We start from the raw sequence: 18,450 nt of genomic DNA, 5'->3' as shown, positions 1-18,450 counted from the left end.
TTCCTACCTTTGCAAAAATTGATATCGAAATAAAATTCGTTCGGATATATCAAGCAAGACTCCGATGACGATGGCTAAAATCGCCACAGCTCCCCCGCCAATTAGAAGCAAATCGATTCGATTGAGTCCCAGACCGGTAAAAATGATCTCACCGAATCCCCCAGCTCCGATCTTGGCCGCCAAGGTGGCACTGGCGATAATTTCAATGGCAGCTGTTTTGATGCCTGTCACAATGAGTGGTGCAGCAAGAGGGAACTTGATCTTCCACATCATTTGACGATTCGACATGCCCGCCCCTTGAGCAGATTCAAGAACGGATAGAGGAATATGATTCAACCCCGTAATGGTATTCATCAGTATAGGAGGTACCCCCAATAAGATTAACGCAATCAACGCTGGCTTCGTGCCAGTGCCCATCAACGGAATTAATAGAAGTAACACAGCCAGGCTAGGTACAATCCGCAAAATCTGAATGAGCGATACAATCCACTTTTCCGAACGTTTGTATGTGATGGTCAGATATCCCAGCGTTATTCCGATCCATGCAGAACAAAGCAATGCCAGTAAACTGACCTGTATATGCTCTCGTCCCAGAGCGAAGAAAGCACGCCCATGATCCGAGAAATAGTTTACCAATTGCATCCACAAGCTTTCTTGCAAATATGTCCCCTCCTTTCATTTAAGTTGCTTTTCCCTCGACAGCTTTATAATATAAGCATTATAATCGTTTTGAAAGTAGGCACCTTTTTATTAGATAGGAACCAAAAAGTAACTATTGGAGGATTAGCTTAAATGTTTACCAAAAAAGAGTTGCCCGAATGCCCTGTAGCAACAACAGTTGGTTTAATAGGTAACAAGTGGAAATTGCTTATCATGAGAGATCTTCTGAAAGGAACCCAACGGTTCGGTGAGCTTCGCAAAAGTATTCCGGAGATCAGCCAAAAGGTATTAACCGAAAATTTGCGTTCCATGGAAGGAGACGGTATCGTCATTCGTACCGTCTATGCGGAGGTACCGCCCAGAGTAGAATACAGCTTGAGTGATTTAGGTAATACGCTGAGACCCATCATTAGTGTGATGGAAACATGGGGAATGGATTATAAGAAGCTCAATGAAGATACTACGACCCATACAGCTGAATAGGATACGGACAGTACAAAAAGAGCGCACCCATGTTTAGGATGCGCTCTAAATTAGCTGTTCATGGAGAAATCGCTTTTGGCCCACTCCGCAACCCTTCGACTACTTTCTTCTTCCGATAGATCTTCAATCCGAGTCAGAATAGACCACCGTACGCCAAAAGGGTCTAGTATACTTCCGAATCGATCACCAGACGCAAAGTTAATAATCTCTTCTCTTACTTTCGCCCCTCTGGATACAGCGGTTGCAATGGTTTCATCCACATTAATGACATAAATCCCTAAAGAATAACATGCATGATCTTGATCTGGGGGCAAAGCCAATTGATATGCCGGGTTCGCTGCCCCCAGCTGTAAAAAACCATTTCCAAAATCCAATTCGGCATGAACGATCATTGTGTTACCCTTTCCATCCGGATGCTCAGTGATATCCTTCACCCTTGCATTGAAAACAACTTTATAGAAATGGATTGCTTTAGAAGGGTCCTTCACTGTTATAAATGGAGTAATCGATGTAACGCCGTTAGGTGTGCCCTTCTTTGTATATTTTCCGGATACTGCCTTGTGTTTTGTCTGTTCACTCATATGTATACTCCGCCTTCCTTCTCAGTAATCCGAGATTGTCATCATTATAAAACAACTTCACTGACATCTACTGTCAGTGAAGTTGTTAAAGTTGATAATATTCCATTAACTCGGATACAACAGCAACAAGTCTGTCCTTCACACGCTGTGGTTCGATGACTTGAATGGATTTCCCATAGGATAGGAGAAAATAGGGGACGTATGTATCAATTGATTTTTCATCAAATAAAAAAATGGCTTGATTGGGAGTCCGCTCTTCCAGATAATGTCCCATAAACCAATGCAGCCCCAAGTCATCCAATGCCTCTGATCGGCCTTCGATAACCAAGGAAATTAACCCCTCTTTGCTCCCTACATCAGGTAACAAATTTTGCAGAAAAAATTCACGAGCTGAAAAAGATTCCGAACGCTTAAAGCGAATCGGAGTAAGCTTGATTCGCAGAATACGATCTGCCCGAAAGCTGCGGAATTCATTTCTCAAGTGGCAAAACGCAATGGTATACCATTTATTATTCCAGTAAACCATTCCATACGGGTCTATTACTCTTTTTTTGGGTTGTTCATCACGGCTTCTGCGATAATCAATTTCAACAGAGCAATTATTAGCCACTGCTTGCTCCAATTCCGCCAAAATCGGCTGAACGGATGGGTCTCCCATGCGATTGATAACGTTAAACCCGGCTAAATGACGACGAAGTTTGTTTTCCTGCTCCTGATTTGTATACATTTTCAATTTGGATGTTGCATTGTCCAATGCCTCACTCAAAGGGTATCCAGCTTCTTTTGCAAACACAGCAGCTTGGAGGAGTGCCTTTTTTTCTTCAATATCAAATAACAGAGGTGCTTTGATATGCTGATTCAGCAAGCTATACCCGCCGTTGTGACCTGTATCAGAAATGATCGGTACTCCACTGGCACATAATGCATCAATACATCGATATACGGTTCTTATATTGATTTCTAACTTTTCGGACATTTGTTTTGCAGTTACTTTGGTGCCTGAATTCAGCATCCATAGAATGGCTAACATATTATCGTTCTTTGGCATAACCTACATCCTTTGAAAAATATTATTAAATAAATCCTCTATCATTAATTAACTATACATTATCAAGCAAGCATAACTAAAGACAATGGGATCAGTATACCATTGATTAAAGGAAAATTTGATGTTACATTGTACAGTTTCAATGAGAAAACCAAGTTATATTGCATACAAAAGAAACCACAGGAAATCTTTCTCTCTGCGGTTTCTTTTGTATTATTTCCTCTAAGTTATTCTACCTTATCCAAAAGCCCGAGTATAAGTGTAATCGCCTCCGCCCGAGTAGCTGTCTGCATCGGTGCAAAACGATTGCCGCCTACACCGCCTACCAGTCCGGCCTCTACAGCAGAAGCTACATATGAAACTGCCCATGCCGGAACATCCTTGGCATCTTTAAAGTTTAGTTTTGCATTAGAATCAGTAGGGATTCCTCCTGCACGTACGATCATGGTGACCATCTCTGATCGGTTTAGTGTTTTATCTGGCCCGAAAGAACCATTGGCGTAACCATTGACAATGCCCAGGGATGCAGCTGCTGCAATGTACGGTTTGGACCAAGCAGGAATTTTGTTTTCATCCGTATATTGAACATTGTTGCTTACGTTATTCAGATTTAATGCACGACCTAGCATTGTGATGAATTCGGCACGTGTGACTTTCTGATTCGGACGGAATGTATCATCGCCATAACCATTCACGAATCCAGCTGCAAGCGCTCGATCAATGGCAGATTTCGCCCAGTGCCCAGCCGTATCTTTCATTGGTGGTGTGTTTTCACTATTATTATTATTGTTGTTTGATCCTGCCCCTGTCTCATTGCCGGGATTGCTTCCGTTGCCAGTACTGTTGTCAGGACGGTTCTCGGTTACTGTATCTCCAGCGTTTCCTGAGGAGTTATTCCCGCTGCTGGACCCGTTACCTGAGCCGGGATTTGATGGTCCCGGATTGGATGTACCCGGATCTGGAATCGTAGTCTCTGTTTTCTTCACAATACCAAACTGATCAATGATGAACGGAGTGGCCCCATTCACATTCTGATCAATTTCATACGTAATCGCCGTCAGTTTGCTACCATCTATCGTAATTCCCACAAAATTTTGGACCTGACTACGTTTGGGACGGCGGTTATCACTTGGGTCCGGGCCATATTGTGCCGCATGATTTTCTTCTGCACGCTCAAAAAGACTGTAGTAGGCCTCTCCCAGACTCGTGCTTTGATTTTTGTAATATACTTTTGGACCTGCTGTTGCCGGAATCAGATAGATTGTGCCATCGGGATTCACAGAGTACTCCATCTTCTGTCCATTTTGCATTTCCGTGACTATTTCTGGTTGACGTGCGCTCCCCTTCTGGTCAATCGGTTTGGTGCGTGCATAGATATGGTCATGCCCCTGAAGAACAAAATCAATGTCAAGTTCCGCCATGATCGGAGCAATCTTGGAGCGTACTCCATTCACTCCCATAATGTCAGAGTCTGTTGCATGGTTCGATGTTGTGAAAGGGCCTTTATGAATGTTGACGATGACCCATTCTGCTCCCTTTTTCTTGGCGGCCTGAACATCATCCTTCAGCCACTTGACTTGCTCTAACGAAAAATTGTCATACTCCGTTGAATCCTCATTGGAATTCAATACAACAAAATGTGCATTGCTATAGTCATAAGAATAATAAGCTCCTGTTTCTGTTGCCGAATTGACCGGAGGCTGTACATTAAAATGATCAATAAAAGCATAGTTTTCGTCCTCATGATTCCCGGAGGATGGGACAATGGTTGTATTCAACAGGCTTTCCTGTGAATGTCCGAGCAGCCAGTTCCATTGTTCTTCTTTGACACCTTTATCAACAATATCACCGTTATGCACAACGAACTGTGCATCCGGTACTGTAGTCAGCGCTTTGGCCAACGTCTCGGAAGACAGAATAGCCTCATCTTCTTCTTTCGCTTGCGTATCCGCCAGATCAATGAAAGTGAATTTGCCTTTTACTGGTGCTGTACGGAACGTACCTGTTGCACTCCATACTTGCTTGGTAGCATCGCCTACACGGAAGAAATAGGTCGTATTTGCTTTCAGATCTGTCGCTTCTGCTTTGTGCATCCGCTCGGTTGGAGCATTGGCAGGCTGAGCAGAACGTCCTTCAAATAATTTGGCTTGTGCGAAGTCAGGTGCTGCTGATGTTTTCTCCACGACTTGAAGGTCGCTTTGTACTAGTTTATCTGACGTATACCATGTGAACCCTTTGCTCTTGGTCGGATCTCCATGGAACGTTACCGTTATTTTGTTTATCTGTTCTGGAACAGGAACCGTATTCGTTTCTTTGAGAATTCCGAATTGATCTACAATGAACGGCTCTCCGTTATTGGTATGTTGGTCAACCTCATACGTTACAGCAGTAAGTTTGTCACCATCGATTGTGAATGAAACAAAATTCTGAACCTGGCCTCTGGCTGCGCTTGTAGTATCACCATACTGCCTTGCATGATTCTCTTCAGCACGCTCGAACAAGCTGAAATACGCTTCACCTAATTCTGGCTTTTGGTTCTTAAAATATACTTTTGCCCCTGCAGTAGCTGGAATCATATAGATTGTTCCATCTGGTTTTACTGCGTATTCGATACTCTGTCCGTTCAGAGTCTCCGTAATTTTGGACACATCTTCAGCTGTGCCATCACTTTTTATTGGCTTTGTCCGAGCATAGATATGGTCATGTCCTTGAAGAACCAAATCGATACCCAGTTCATTCATCAACGGAGCAATTTTATTACGTACACCGTTTGCACCAATAATGTCGCTGTCTGTGGCGTGGTTGGATGTCGTATACGGCCCTTTATGGATGTTCACGATGATCCACTCTGCTCCGGCAGCTTTTGCCTCTTCCACATCCTGCTTCATCCATGCCACTTGCTCGTTGGAGAAGTTGGCGTACTCCGAGGAATTTTCGTTGGAGTTCAGTACGATAAAATGAGCTTTGCTGTAATCATAAGAATAGTAAGTACCTGTTATTGTTCCAGCATTGTCTGGCTGCTTCAGGTTAAAGTGCTCGTAGAACGCATAATTCTTGTTCTCATGATTGCCCGCGGATGGTGCAATAGTCGTATTCATCAGACTGGATTGGGAGTGACCAAGCAACCAGTTCCATTCCTGCTCTGACGTTCCATTTTCTACAACATCACCATTATGAACAACAAACGCAGCATCTGGAACCTGGGTTAACGCTTTAGAAAGTGTAGAGCCAGATAGAATAGCCTCATCCTCTTCCTTAGCTTGGGTATCCGTCAGGTCAATAAACGTAAAGGCTCCGTTCGTGGGAGCTGTTTTGAATGTGCCAACCTCACTCCATATGCCCAGATCTTGGTCGCCAACGCGAAAATAATAGGAGGTATCTGGAATAAGATCTGTTGCTTCCGCCTTATGCACCATCTCTCCCGGAGAGTTGGAAGCCACGGATGAGCGTCCGTTGAAGCTTTGCGCTTGACTGAAGTCAGAAGCGGATCCCTGGTTCGGCAACACTTGAACAGTGCTTTGTGTGGATGCAAGAGGTGTATACCAAGTGAAGCCTTTACTCGTGGTAGCATCACCATAGAAGGTAACGGTTACTTTACTGATATCCAGTGATGGCGCTTCCGCCAATGCTTTAAGCTCCATGTCAAAATACAAATCTGAGCTGCTGTCGCTTTGTTGATGAACTTCAACCGCAATTTCGTTGTTGCCATCGTGCAGATAGGTTTTCAACGGCTCAGTCAGATCAATGTCCTCATACATTACAGGCAAATCTTGACTTGAAGTTGCTTTGGTTGAATACTGAATCTCGCTCTCAGGCATACCAAAGCGACGTATTTCCACACCGTTTACATAGATAACTGCCCCATCATCAATTCCGAACGTGCCGAGAATTTGTCCATAACCATTAATTTCATCCTTATTAATGGTTAGGTGTGTTCTTAAATAGGTCGTCCGGTGTTTTAACTTTTTGTCGTCACCATAACTCACTTCCGTTTTGAGAGGCCCGAAAAAAGAAGTGCTTACACCGTTACCGTTGTCCTTGTAGCCAAACGGGGCTGGGCCGATTTCCCATGATGAATCATCATATGAAGTACGCCATTGCGATTCCAGATTCTGACCCTGATCGAAGTATCTCCAATTGGCGTTGCGTTCTAACAGAATGTCAGGCTCAGATAACGAAGCGGCTTGAGCTGAATTGACTCCCCCAATACCCGCGAACCATCCGAATATCAAAGAAAGCGATAACAGGATAGGTAACATCTTTTTGTAGAAGTGACTGATCATAATTCTCTCCCTTGTCTGTTTGATAGATTGGCTTATGTAATTCCAAACAGAACTAGCATAACAAGAGGAGATCAAGGGTCCATTACTTGAATGTAAAACTTATGTAAAAAATTACATATAATATAATTCATATAAGTTCTAGCTGTTACAATTGGAGAGACATACTCCATTGACTCGTTCAGAACTAGAATATGTTTTTAAAGAGTAATAATCTTAACTCATCGAAATGAATGATTACATAAAATAACTTCCTTGGGTAACACTACAAACAAATTCTCCGGTTTGGAGTGAAGCCTGTGACGAAATCCGCATCAACAATCAGTACCTCTGAAGTTATTATTGTGGTTATTAACTCCATTCTTGGTGCAGGAATACTAACGCTTCCTCGTACGATTAGCAAGGCGGTAGAAACACCCGATGTATGGATCTCCGTCATCCTGGCTGGTTTGATCGTAACCATAGTCAGCCTGCTTCTTGTCACTTTATGTCGTAGATTTCCCGGTAAAACGGTGTTCGAATTTATTCCTGAAATCACAGGAAAATGGATTTCTTATCTAATTGGACTTTTAATTATCGTATATTTTGTTGTTCTATGTTCATTCGAAGTCAGAGTCATGGCTGAAATTACAAGTATGTACATTCTTGAGCGTACCCCTAGTTGGGTTACCATTATGGTCAGTTTGTGGATTGGTATTTACATGCTAACAGGTGGTCTTAAGGTCATCATTCGTGTCTTTTCAATCGTTCTGCCCGTTACGCTGGTGTTGCTCGGGCTTGTTTTCCTTTTGAGTACTAAAATGTTTGATATCACTAATCTCAGACCCATTCTGGGTGAGGGGATTATGCCTGTATTTAGGGGACTCAAGCCATCATGTCTCTCCTACTCCGGATATGAAGTTTTGCTCATCGTCACAGCTTACATGAAAGATGTGAAGGCGAGTAATAAAACTGCCATTTTCAGCATACTTATTTGCACAATTATATACATGGTCACGATTGTCACAGTTGTGGGAAATTTATCTTTGTCGGGTGTTGAGACGCGGATGTGGCCAACATTCGATATGGTTCGAAGTTTTGAAATTGAGGGGTTTCTTTTTGAGCGTTATGAATCGCTGTTCATTGTGTTTTGGCTGATGCAGATCTTTGCAACCTATGCTTTTAAACACTATTTTGCATCCATTGGTATTCGAGATTTGTTTCGTCTCAAAAAAATTACCAGAATACAATTTGCGATGTTACCAGTGCTATATTTGATAGCTTACTTGCCTAAAAACCTGGAGGAAACGTTAGCTTTGGGTGATTTTCTCGGCAATATGTCCATTTTTTTATTTGGTTTGTTACCACTGCTACTACTGATTCTTAGCTTTGTTCGTAAAAAAGGCGGGAAGCAAGCTACTAGTGGAGCCCTTAAGGCAAGCTGAATGTTTGGTTCTTATTGTATGTAGACAGTAAAAAAAAGCAAAAAAGCCGCTAAAATAGCGACTTTTAATGGGAGTATATTTTCTACATTATTTATTAAAAGTAACCTTTTCTGTTCCGCCTTCAAAAATGATGGATGTGTCTCGCGGCTTCGATTCCGCGATTTTACGGCCGCCTCTGAAGGAATAAAGTACGCCGGCTTGTTTGCGAACAGCCTCATATTCGTTCTCTGCTTCAAGTACGATGAAGTTGGCAGGTTTGCCTTCTTCAATACCGTATACATCCTCGATGTGTAACGTTCTTGCGCTGTTTTTGGTAATAAGGTCGATCGAATTCACGATCTGGTCATAACCAAGCAACTGCGATGCATGAATACCCATATGCAGCACTTGCAGCATGTTGCCTGTGCCGAGCGGATACCATGGATCGAAGATGTCATCGTGACCGAAGCATACATTCAGACCTGCTTCCTGCAACTCTTTGACACGCGTCAGTCCTCTTCTTTTTGGATACGTATCGAAGCGTCCTTGCAGGTGAATGTTGACCAGCGGATTGGAGACAAAGTTCAAATCGGCCATCTTCAGCAAACGGAACAACTTGTACGTATAAGCGTCATTGTATGACCCCATTGCTGTCGTGTGGCTTGCCGTTGTTCGTGAACCCAGTCCACGTTCGTAAGCTTCCTTGGCAACAACTTCTACGAAACGGGATTGCTCGTCATCGATTTCATCGCAATGGATATCGATGAGACGATCGTATTTTTCGGCCAGATCAAACGCAACTTTCATTGAATCAACGCCGTATTCCCGTGTGAATTCGAAGTGTGGAATGCCGCCGACCACGTCAACGCCCATTTTCAGCGACTCTTCCAGCAATTCTGCCCCGTTTGGATAAGAGTGAATGCCTTCCTGTGGAAAAGCAACAAGCTGGATGTCCATATATGGAGCCATTTCTTCTTTCACTTCAAGCATTGCTTTAACGGCGATCAAGCTTGGATCAGTAACGTCCACATGAGTCCGTACATGTTGGATACCCTGTGCCAATTGCCACTTCAGTGCCGTTTTGGAACGTGTTTTGACATCTTCATGTGTCAAGAAAGCCTTGCGCTCTGACCAGCGTTGGATGCCCTCGAACAGCGTTCCGCTTAGATTCCATTCCGGCTCGCCTGCGGTTAGCGTTGTATCGAGATGAATATGCGGCTCAATGAACGGTGGCAGCACAAGCGATCCGTTGACATCCAGGACTTCCTCATTGTCGGTCACTTCCAGCGATTGTGTGATTCGTTCAAACTTCCCGTTTTTCACAACAATATTCCATAGTCCTTCTTTACCCCGCAATTTTGCGTTCTGTATAATCATTTATTTTCCCCATTTCTTTGGATTCTTTCGCAGGAACAATCAGCATCAAGACGATATAGGCCACTGCTGTACCAAGCAGTGCGTTCAATGGTGTTACGCCAGGAGCCAGTTGGGCGAATGCCACGCCGATGGCCCATGCGACCATCGCTACCCAGTTTACGTTTTTGAAAGACATGTCGGCAAATGGCTTATAGTTTCTACGTTTTACAATGAAGTAATCTGCGATAATAATAGCCCCGATGGATGGCACCGCCGCACCCAGTACGTTCAGGAAACTGACGAAGTTGTTGTACATCCACATGGCGAATACGGTACCGACGATGCCGTTTACGATGACGAAGAATTTCTTCGAAATTTTGGTGATGTTGGCAAAACCAAGACCCGAAGCGTACAGTGCATTATCGTTGGTTGTCCAGATATTCAGGCCCAGAACGATGATTGCCGGGATGATCAACCCTTGCAGGAACATGACCTCCGAGATATCGGCCAGGTTATAGGCCATGGCACCAACTGCACCGAACAGAAACATGAGTGAGTTACCCAGGAAGAAAGCAATGACTGTTGCGGTAACCGCTTGTTTGGATGTCCGGGAAAACCGGGCAAAATCGGGTGTCAGTGTTCCGCCACTGATGAATGATCCAATACAGATCGTCAATGCGGCCGCCGCGGTAAGTGACTGTGTTGGTGTATATTCAAGCAACCCTTGCAGACCTCCCAGCGAACCTGCACCTTCAAACATGGAGTAACCACCGAGAATAGCAATTGCAGGAACTGCGATATAACCAAGAATGACGAGTGACTTCATACCAAAGATGGCTGATGCCGTCATGGCAAGTCCAAACACGATGATCAACAGGTATACGTTCCAATCCATAGCTTTGGCGACTGGAATCGCAAACATGGCTACGCCGACTCCGAACCATCCGACCTGTGTAAAACCTAGCAGGAACGAAGGCAGATACGACCCTTTTGCACCGAATGCATATTTAGCGAGCAAATGTGTGGACAGCCCCGTTTTGGCAGCGATATGTGCCAGTGCCCCTGTATAGATACCGAGCACCAGATTGCCTGCAAGCACGATGCCAATGAACTCCATGAACGTCAAGCTGACGCCTAGTGTCCCTCCTGCCAACATGCTTGCTGAGAAAAATGTGAAACCAAGCATGACGGATAACGTCTTCCAAAAGTGGTTTCTTTGCGCTTTCGGCACAGCTTGCCATGAAAACTCTTGATCTTGTTTGCTCATCAGAATACCCCCAACATAAAGTGTATCTGATACCAAAAAAAGCAGAAAAAAGAGGCTACTCGTCAAGTTATACACTGACAAGTAGCCTCTTTTTGCATCATAACCCGCGCGAAGACACAGAGCATTCCATTACGGAATATGCCCTTGATTCTCGCGTGATTATGAAATCCGCTGCCCTTGCCAGCCTCTCTGGACTGAATTAAAGGTACCAGTATTCAATTACATACTATTATTTTGGAAAAACCTGAAGTTGTCAATGTCATTATTATCCAAGGGTTATTAATTCCTTTTATAGCAAGCTGTTTTTGATCACGACTACTCTAATGACAGCGCAGCTGCGGATTGAAAATAATGCAACGAACAAATAGATGCACGCATTGACATTTGTACAAATAAATTCACTGCGTTTATTTCATTGTAAGCCGCTGAAAAGGCACCTATAATTACGTTGTAATTGATAATGGTTATCAATGAGAAAAAGAGAACTCAGGGGGAAACAATGATGAACAGTACAATTAAGAAACACCTATTCATATGGGGAGCAAGCTTCCTTCTTTTATCCGTCCTTGCAGCATGCAGCCGTTCGGAAAGCGCACCTTCACAAGAAGCTGTGAAGACCAACGAACAAACGACAAAAAGCTATACAACCCAAACAGACGAAGTGATTGAAATACCAACCAAACCACAACGAGTGATCTATCTTGGTTCAACACTTGGAGATCTCCTTGCAATGGATATCCCCGTCGTTGGAGCCAATCTGATTCATGCTTCGGAAAGCTATATTGTAGACCGATTAGAAGGTATTGAGGATGTCGGGAACCCTGGTGATTTGGAGGCAATAACGGCTTTGCAGCCTGACTTGATTTTGAATGGTTATCACCAAGATGCTGACCGGAACGCCGCTTTTTCGAAGATTGCGCCTACCATTCCGTTCAACTCGGCCTTACCATTTACAGAACGCGTCCGCGAGCTTGGCAACATTTTTGGCAAACAGGATGAGGCAGAGCAATGGATCAGCAGATTTGATACAAAAGCGGAAGCGATGTGGGACAAGCTGAATGTGGCTGAGGGCGAGACAGCAACCATCTTCTTGCAGTTAGGTAAACAGCTCTATGTGATGGGTAATCGTTCCTTGGGTGTAGTCTTGTATCAAGAGCACGGATTTGCAATTCCGCCAGCAATTCAGCAAAACATTATCGACAAGGACCTAACATTCGTCGAACTTTCGGAAGAACTAATGCCGGACTATGCAGGAGATCATCTCTTTGTCCTTACGCTGGATAATGACGAAAGTCGAGCTGAATCTGAACGCTTGTTACAGAGCACCTTGTGGAAAACGTTGCCTGCCGTTCAGCAAGGACACGTCTATACAGCTTCAGCCGAATGGAATACCGACAACCTGCTGGCACTAGAGCAATTGCTTGATGAATTACCGAAATGGATGAATCAACAATAACGCATAGATGATAACTTCGAAATCCTCCACCCCCTTTGGGCTATGGAGGATTTTTGGAGTTTGTAAACTTTTACTGCGTGTAATAAGGTCTGCAACGAAACATTCTCTAACGTGTAAAATGTGGTAAACTAGTAATTGAGAATTGTTATCACTAGATTGGAGTGCTCCCGAATGCAAATGGCTTCCCTATACATCCAACTGCAGCAGCATGATCTGCTTCAGCTCACACCACTACAGGAAACCAATCATCATAATCCATCAACCAAGAGCAAGGCTGCCAATGAATATACATTGCTTATTGCTCTGGATCATGGAATTCAGCTGTTAACAAACAATATTTCGAAAGATCTGAGCCAAGGCAGTTGTATTCTGCTCCCTACTCAGCAATCCTACATTCTCAAAACGATAAAAGAGCAAGCACTTGTAGCTCGGTATACCTTTCTTGCTTTTCAGGTGGATAAGTCGAATCTGCTCCCGGCTTGCCCTCCTCTTATTCTAGGCTTTCCTTACAGGCTATCTCTTTCTACTATAAAATTGGCGTTGGCAGGAGAGGACTGGATCTCTCCGTCGCCTTTGCAAACCAACAAGCAAAATCGGTTGCAGGAGACGAAATTTACGCCTACGCATCATTCAAAATCAGCGGTTACTCAGACCCGGCTGCAACTGATACTTAGCCTGATGGCTCAGTTAGAAAGCGCTGCTCCGCCAGTGCAAAATGATCAAGCGGTACAGCGTACACTCAGCTATATGGAGCAGCACTACAACGAAGATCTGACCGTAGAGCTTTTGGCCGAAATGGCCGGCATGGTACGATGGCAATATAGCAAATTGTTTAAGGTGATGACTGGCAAGAAGCCGACAGATTACCTGACAGAGCTTAGGGTCCAGCATGCTAAAAGGCTACTATCCAGTTCTACCGAGACCTTGCGTGAAATATCCCGACAAGTCGGTTTTAAGGATGAGTATTATTTCAGTCGGCGCTTTCATCAGCTCACAGGACACCCTCCACGGGAATTCGCCAATATACTAAGACGTACCAGGCAAAGAACGATCACCGATTCCCTCGGCAGGCAGATTTCCCTCCCTGATACGGCTACACGAATCGTGGCGACAGGTACCAATACCCTTGGAGAGTTGCTTGCTATAGGTATCCGTCCAGTCGGTGCGGGTATAACTACAATGAAATCACAAGTTATATATCGGAACAAACTGCTTCAGATCCCGGATATTGGACTGCAAGGCGCATCGGAACAAGTCTCCCTACTGAAGCCTGATCTTATACTGTTAGGCAACTATAGTGAGCAGCAGTTACCCCGACTGGATGCCATTGCACCTACCATCGTTTATCGCGAATCAACCAGCACTTTTGAGCGTCTTCGTTATATTGCGGATCTTTTCGGTCGAAGCAGAACGGCTGAACAGTGGATCGACCGCTATGAGGAAAGTGTCAGGAGGATACGGCGACAATTGGCGGATGATTATATTGCAGGAGAACGAGCAACTGTCTATCTGGTGCTGGGTAAGAACATATATGTTATGGGACAGACGGGATTTGCCGCTACCGTGTATGAATCACTTGGCTTTCGGCCCACCGAATCCGTAAATCAACTGATCATTAATGGCAGACCTTGGATACAAATTGATTACAATAAAATCACACAATACGCTGGAGACCGAAACTTCGTGATGATACCTCAGGAGGAGATGAATGTAAATATACCTTCTCCGCTACAAAGTTTGGTTGGCATGTTGGCACCCAGTAAAGTACATATAGTAGAAGCTGGCTGGAACTACGATGATCCCCTTACCCGTGAGAGGTTACTGACAGTTCTACCTTCGATTTTTGCTAAGGATGGACTCACACCTCTGCTAGCAAATGAAAAAAATAAACCGTGAAGCACGGTTTATTTTTTCAAAACATTTTCACCATCTTACGATATGTGTTCAACAACTTCTGGTAATACTCTTTCGTATTCCTTATACAAGACATAACGATTAACACCTCTGGAAGAGTTAAGTGCTTCATGAGCGTGCTGGATGGCGGTATCACGGTTGTTTGCTTTGAGTTCAATACCCGCGAGCAATGTTGATCTCATCCACTGTTTTTTAATGCATTGAAGTCTTTCACGCGCATCTTCACTTTTCCCCTCTTCCAAGAGTAGAATAGTTTCGTAATATGTACGGTAGTCCGATAAGCCGATATGAGGTACAGCTTGCCGAATGGCAAACATATTTTTGAGATGAAGACCATAAGCGGCATTAAACGAGGCCTGCGTCGACTTCCGCTTATATTTCTGCATAATCTGCTCCATCACAAGTTCTGCCTCATCATCGAGTCTGTTCGCAAGAACATAATTAATGTAAATGCCAGGTGTATTTTGCTGTTTGCGTAAGAAAATCTCCACACGGTCTATACGTTTTTCCAACGACAAAGGATAATAAAAGCGCAGCATAAACATGATAAGAGCGGCTATAAGCACAACCCCTAATGTCAAAAATAGTGAGTAATCATTCCAGGACATAAACAAAACAAAGACAAACACCGCCAAATAAAAGACGAATTCCCCCCAAGATTTCCTCATACCTATCTCCTTCTAATAGAAAAATAACCAGCAAGTTTATATTATATCAAATTTAATTCCCCTTTTTGTATAATCTTAGGAAACAAAGTCATGCAAAACACTCTATCCCGTTTTTAAATCAAGCCTGACTAGATTTACTGATACAACAAAAAAGCCGCTATATTAGCGACTTTCAGTTGAAATAATTAAATTTATTATTGTGCACTTAATAGCTCTTCAAAAGCTTTTATGTTCGTGTCAAAATCAGGAACGGTTTGAGTTTCTTCAGCAGATTTGACCAGTTTTACTACTAAATCATTATAAGGAGTCGCAATTCCGGTACCCTCTGCTCTGCTTGAAACAACCCCGTTAATATAATCAATCTCCGTTTTGCGGTTCTTCTCCAGATCTTGAAGCATGCTTGCTTTGAGCAGTCTGGAGGGCTCCATCACGTAACGTAATGTTTTCACCCGTTCAGGGATATCTTCTTCGCTGTTCAGTTCGAGTGAAGCGATGTCGAATCCATTCATTTTAACCAAGGTGACCCCATTGGCGCGAGCAACTTTAATCGTCTCGTCCGCAATATGAGCTGCACTTACAATGCCGGCTTCGTGATCGATAATGTCTCCGTATTCCCCATTCAATGCAGCGGACAAACCACTAAATGCATTGTTGATCAGCAATTTGGACCATTTGGTTCCAACCAGGTTATCGGAAATATGAGTTCCACCCACAAGGTCCAACACCGATTTCACGTGTTTAATTCGTTCGGTGATTTCACCATTTAATTCGCCAATCTGAAAAGCATACTGCTTAAATTGAGTGTACTCAGTTGTAAGACTTGATACACCTGGTTCAATGAATGTAGCGCCAAATTCAACGGAGCCAGCAATGACACGTTTTTCACCCACGATGGACGCGACTTTTTCTTCTGGAATCCCGTTCTGCAAGGAACATACCATACTGTCTTCTTTCAAGAATGGAAGTAATTCTTGAAGAGTGGAATCGTTGTAGAGTTGTTTGGTTAAAAGTAACACGAGGTCATATTGTCCTGATTTCTGATCAGGAGTAATGGCTTTTACTTTTGCCTGAAACTCTGTGGTACCCGTCACTTTAGCACCCGTCTGATTTAAAGCATCTACATGTTCCTGATATGCATCAATTAACTCAACGTCCATTCCACCATCCGCAAGGTATGCGCCTACGATGGTTCCCAAAGATCCTGCTCCTACAATTGCAATTCTCATTTTATTTTTCCTCCTTATTTCTCTTTCAGGTAGTTATATACAGGTTGTGCAGCGTTTAAGGTTAGGTTGGTAAGGATATGAGAAGCGGACACCACTTCCAACACAGGCAGATCTGCAAGAGGTGCCAACGCATGTTCGAACAGTTGAAGCCGGGCAGGTCCTGTCCAGGCCTCCTTCACTTCGATATCCGTAATTTGAGTGCGGATCAGATCACATATTCTTAAATTCCCGGTATAGTCGGTAGCAATCTTAATCATAAAATTAGGTCGGCATATTTCACGTTTGGCCAACTCTTTATCCATCTCCCCGTGCTTATAGCCCATCGTTGCCGTGGCTACACGCAGCGTCCCATAATCAAGTGTGCCGACAAGTGTATCTGAATCGGTATACAACTTGGGCGCACCCAGCTTTTTCGGATAGGCGGTGAGCTCTCGACCACTCGCAATTGCGGGGAAATTGTCTACGTACATTGAATGCACATAATCGCCTGCCTCCCCATTGAATTGCACAGGGATAACTTGTCCAGCTTCTGTATAAGCACCCAGCCCAGAAACATCCGGCATCCACATCACTTCGAATTTAACCAAAGGTTCCGTAATTTCCAGAGGTTCTGGTACGGCTGCCCGCAACGCTTTTTCATCGGTTCGGTAAATAATATTCAAGTATTCACGATTCACGAATTTGTACGGTGGCATTGGGTATGCCGGAGCCGTTAGGGGTGTATTCAGATTTTTAGCTATGTTATTCACATCGATTTTCATCAAAGACACCTACCTTATGTTTTGTTTCTATATAAGTTGAACTCAAGATCATTCACACTGACACTACGATGACAGAACAACCTTCCAATCGCTGTTATCCCCAGATTTTTCGATTCCCTTTTCTAAAGGTGAAAATCCGTTGATAGCTTATGCTTCCGATGTAGCTTTCTTTCAGAAAGCTTTTAGGCGATCGCTTTGCTTTTTCAGGTTTTTTCTGTCCTCTTCGTTATTGTGTAAATGAGTAGTTCAACTTATATAGTCATTTTTTGGTATTTTAAAAATTTGATCTGTATCTCATAAAAAAATTCTACATCAATATTTAAATTTAATATAATACATAATAAGTACTATATATATTTATCAAAATAAATAAGGAGTGCAGATAAATGGAATTGCTTCAGCTTAAATACTTTCAGACCGTTGCCTATACCGAACATATCTCCAAGGCAGCTGCGCAATTGAATATTGCTCAACCTTCCCTAAGCTTAACGATTAAAAGACTTGAGGATGAACTGGGCACCCCCTTATTCCACAGAAGAGGACGAAACATTCAATTGAATTCCTCAGGTGAGATTTTATTGAAGCATGTGAACAGGATTTTTATTGAAATTGAAAATGCAGAGATGGAGATTAAAGCGGAGGAACATCAGATTTCCAATATAATCAGGATCTCGATTACGAATACCCGATTCCTCACAGGTCTCATTAGTGACTATATCAACGGTACCCCCGAAACCAAGCTTCATCAGGGTATTGGGACACGCAGTGAAATTATTACAGGATTGAAGAAAGGCGACATGCATCTGGGCATTACGGGGCATCCGATTCAGGATGAGGAGATTGAGAGTGTTGTGCTTGTTGAGGAGGACATTGTTCTTGTTGTGCCCACGGATCATGCATACGGCGGAGAGACAAGCATTTCATTAAGTGTTGTTGCAAATGAGCCCTTTATTTCCCTTGCCGATAATAAGGAGTACAGCCAATTTACCACCATGCTCTGTGAAAAAGCAGGCTTCCTCCCCAATCATGCATTTGAGGTCGATTCTCATACCCTGCTTGAAATTATCAGGCTTAATCAGGGTGTTGCATTAATTCCGATCTCCGTATGTAGAAAACTAGGGTTACGTTATGTAAAAATTGCAGATGATTCAGCTATATATCCCATTAGCCTATCCTGGGTGAAACAAAAATGGTTATCTCCTGCTGTAAGAGAATTTCGTAATTTTATTACTTCGTATTATGAAGACCATGCTGGCTTGTTTAAAGTGGAATAGGATTTCTTTATACATGACAAACGATAAAAACAAAGACCAGGTTTGTTCCTTGGAAGGAACCGACATGGTCTTT

Annotated in this window: 14 protein-coding genes; 5 read left to right on the top strand and 9 right to left on the bottom strand. The window is 43.4% G+C overall.

The window, feature by feature from the left end; all coding sequences use genetic code 11:
* Positions 1-3: 3 nt before the first annotated feature.
* The gene (locus tag V6669_RS15485; protein ID WP_338586760.1) at positions 4-660 is read right to left on the bottom strand and encodes an ABC transporter permease; all 657 of its coding nucleotides are present in this window, start codon (positions 658-660) and stop codon (positions 4-6) included.
* A gap of 132 nt (positions 661-792) precedes the next feature.
* Between V6669_RS15485 and V6669_RS15480 the strand changes: the two genes are divergently transcribed.
* Positions 793-1,143 (top strand): helix-turn-helix domain-containing protein, encoded by a 351-nt coding sequence (locus V6669_RS15480; RefSeq protein ID WP_338586759.1) that lies wholly within the window; start codon positions 793-795, stop codon positions 1,141-1,143.
* Positions 1,144-1,193: 50 nt separating this feature from the next.
* Here V6669_RS15480 and V6669_RS15475 read toward each other — a convergent pair whose 3' ends face one another.
* The 3 genes from V6669_RS15475 to V6669_RS15465 form a co-directional block, all read right to left on the bottom strand.
* Positions 1,194-1,724 (bottom strand): VOC family protein, encoded by a 531-nt coding sequence (locus tag V6669_RS15475; RefSeq protein ID WP_338586758.1) that lies wholly within the window; start codon positions 1,722-1,724, stop codon positions 1,194-1,196.
* A gap of 85 nt (positions 1,725-1,809) precedes the next feature.
* Positions 1,810-2,772 (bottom strand): WYL domain-containing protein, encoded by a 963-nt coding sequence (locus V6669_RS15470; RefSeq protein WP_338586757.1) that lies wholly within the window; start codon positions 2,770-2,772, stop codon positions 1,810-1,812.
* Positions 2,773-2,999: 227 nt separating this feature from the next.
* Complete coding sequence (locus tag V6669_RS15465) at positions 3,000-7,055, bottom strand: S-layer homology domain-containing protein (protein WP_338586756.1); 4,056 nt, start codon at positions 7,053-7,055, stop codon at positions 3,000-3,002.
* A 296-nt stretch (positions 7,056-7,351) separates the two neighbouring features.
* Between V6669_RS15465 and V6669_RS15460 the strand changes: the two genes are divergently transcribed.
* Complete coding sequence (locus V6669_RS15460) at positions 7,352-8,476, top strand: GerAB/ArcD/ProY family transporter (protein WP_338586755.1); 1,125 nt, start codon at positions 7,352-7,354, stop codon at positions 8,474-8,476.
* A gap of 87 nt (positions 8,477-8,563) precedes the next feature.
* On the opposite strand, the gene V6669_RS15455 is transcribed toward V6669_RS15460, so the two are convergent.
* Together V6669_RS15455 and codB are read right to left on the bottom strand one after the other, a co-directional pair.
* Positions 8,564-9,832 carry a cytosine deaminase gene (locus V6669_RS15455; RefSeq protein ID WP_338586754.1) on the bottom strand — a complete coding sequence of 423 codons (1,269 nt, stop codon included), beginning with the start codon at positions 9,830-9,832 and terminating at the stop codon, positions 8,564-8,566.
* Positions 9,801-11,078, bottom strand: a complete 1,278-nt coding sequence (gene codB / locus V6669_RS15450) for a cytosine permease (protein WP_338586753.1) — start codon at positions 11,076-11,078, stop codon at positions 9,801-9,803. Before codB ends, V6669_RS15455 begins: the two co-directional genes overlap by 32 nt.
* Before the next feature lie 499 nt (positions 11,079-11,577).
* On the opposite strand from codB, the gene V6669_RS15445 reads away from it, so the two are divergent.
* A complete protein-coding gene (locus V6669_RS15445; protein ID WP_338586752.1) occupies positions 11,578-12,534 on the top strand; it encodes an ABC transporter substrate-binding protein in 957 nt (318 codons plus the stop codon).
* Positions 12,535-12,705: 171 nt separating this feature from the next.
* Positions 12,706-14,430 (top strand): AraC family transcriptional regulator, encoded by a 1,725-nt coding sequence (locus V6669_RS15440; RefSeq protein WP_338586751.1) that lies wholly within the window; start codon positions 12,706-12,708, stop codon positions 14,428-14,430.
* Positions 14,431-14,465: 35 nt separating this feature from the next.
* On the opposite strand, the gene V6669_RS15435 is transcribed toward V6669_RS15440, so the two are convergent.
* The 3 genes from V6669_RS15435 to V6669_RS15425 all read right to left on the bottom strand — a co-directional run bounded on the left by V6669_RS15435 (position 14,466) and on the right by V6669_RS15425 (position 17,103).
* On the bottom strand, positions 14,466-15,116 hold the full coding sequence (locus V6669_RS15435) for a hypothetical protein (protein ID WP_338586750.1): 651 nt from the start codon (positions 15,114-15,116) through the stop codon (positions 14,466-14,468).
* 194 nt (positions 15,117-15,310) lie between these two features.
* Positions 15,311-16,342: a ketopantoate reductase family protein gene (locus V6669_RS15430; RefSeq protein ID WP_338586749.1), complete on the bottom strand. Its 1,032-nt coding sequence runs from the start codon at positions 16,340-16,342 to the stop codon at positions 15,311-15,313.
* 14 nt (positions 16,343-16,356) lie between these two features.
* A complete protein-coding gene (locus V6669_RS15425; RefSeq protein ID WP_338586748.1) occupies positions 16,357-17,103 on the bottom strand; it encodes an acetoacetate decarboxylase in 747 nt (248 codons plus the stop codon).
* Between the two features lie 386 nt (positions 17,104-17,489).
* Here V6669_RS15425 and V6669_RS15420 point away from each other — a divergent pair, with 386 nt between their 5' ends.
* Complete coding sequence (locus V6669_RS15420; RefSeq protein WP_338586747.1) at positions 17,490-18,377, top strand: LysR family transcriptional regulator; 888 nt, start codon at positions 17,490-17,492, stop codon at positions 18,375-18,377.
* Positions 18,378-18,450 lie beyond the last annotated feature (73 nt).

The organism is Paenibacillus sp. Y5S-9 (genome assembly GCF_036894235.1).
GTDB lineage: Bacteria > Bacillota > Bacilli > Paenibacillales > Paenibacillaceae > Paenibacillus.
The sequence above is the reverse complement of the archived record's forward strand: the minus strand, read 5'-3'. Positions and strand labels throughout refer to the sequence as shown.

What these genes read in the sequence shown, in the direction of transcription:
- V6669_RS15435 (WP_338586750.1), bottom strand. Translation starts at nt 15,116, where the DNA reads ATGAGGAAATCTTGGGGGGAATTCGTCTTTTATTTGGCGGTGTTTGTC.
- V6669_RS15440 (WP_338586751.1), top strand. Translation starts at nt 12,706, where the DNA reads ATGCAAATGGCTTCCCTATACATCCAACTGCAGCAGCATGATCTGCTT.
- V6669_RS15430 (WP_338586749.1), bottom strand. Translation starts at nt 16,342, where the DNA reads ATGAGAATTGCAATTGTAGGAGCAGGATCTTTGGGAACCATCGTAGGC.
- V6669_RS15470 (WP_338586757.1), bottom strand. Translation starts at nt 2,772, where the DNA reads ATGCCAAAGAACGATAATATGTTAGCCATTCTATGGATGCTGAATTCA.
- V6669_RS15480 (WP_338586759.1), top strand. Translation starts at nt 793, where the DNA reads ATGTTTACCAAAAAAGAGTTGCCCGAATGCCCTGTAGCAACAACAGTT.
- V6669_RS15455 (WP_338586754.1), bottom strand. Translation starts at nt 9,832, where the DNA reads ATGATTATACAGAACGCAAAATTGCGGGGTAAAGAAGGACTATGGAAT.
- V6669_RS15465 (WP_338586756.1), bottom strand. Translation starts at nt 7,055, where the DNA reads ATGATCAGTCACTTCTACAAAAAGATGTTACCTATCCTGTTATCGCTT.
- V6669_RS15475 (WP_338586758.1), bottom strand. Translation starts at nt 1,724, where the DNA reads ATGAGTGAACAGACAAAACACAAGGCAGTATCCGGAAAATATACAAAG.
- V6669_RS15420 (WP_338586747.1), top strand. Translation starts at nt 17,490, where the DNA reads ATGGAATTGCTTCAGCTTAAATACTTTCAGACCGTTGCCTATACCGAA.
- V6669_RS15445 (WP_338586752.1), top strand. Translation starts at nt 11,578, where the DNA reads ATGATGAACAGTACAATTAAGAAACACCTATTCATATGGGGAGCAAGC.
- codB (WP_338586753.1), bottom strand. Translation starts at nt 11,078, where the DNA reads ATGAGCAAACAAGATCAAGAGTTTTCATGGCAAGCTGTGCCGAAAGCG.
- V6669_RS15425 (WP_338586748.1), bottom strand. Translation starts at nt 17,103, where the DNA reads ATGAAAATCGATGTGAATAACATAGCTAAAAATCTGAATACACCCCTA.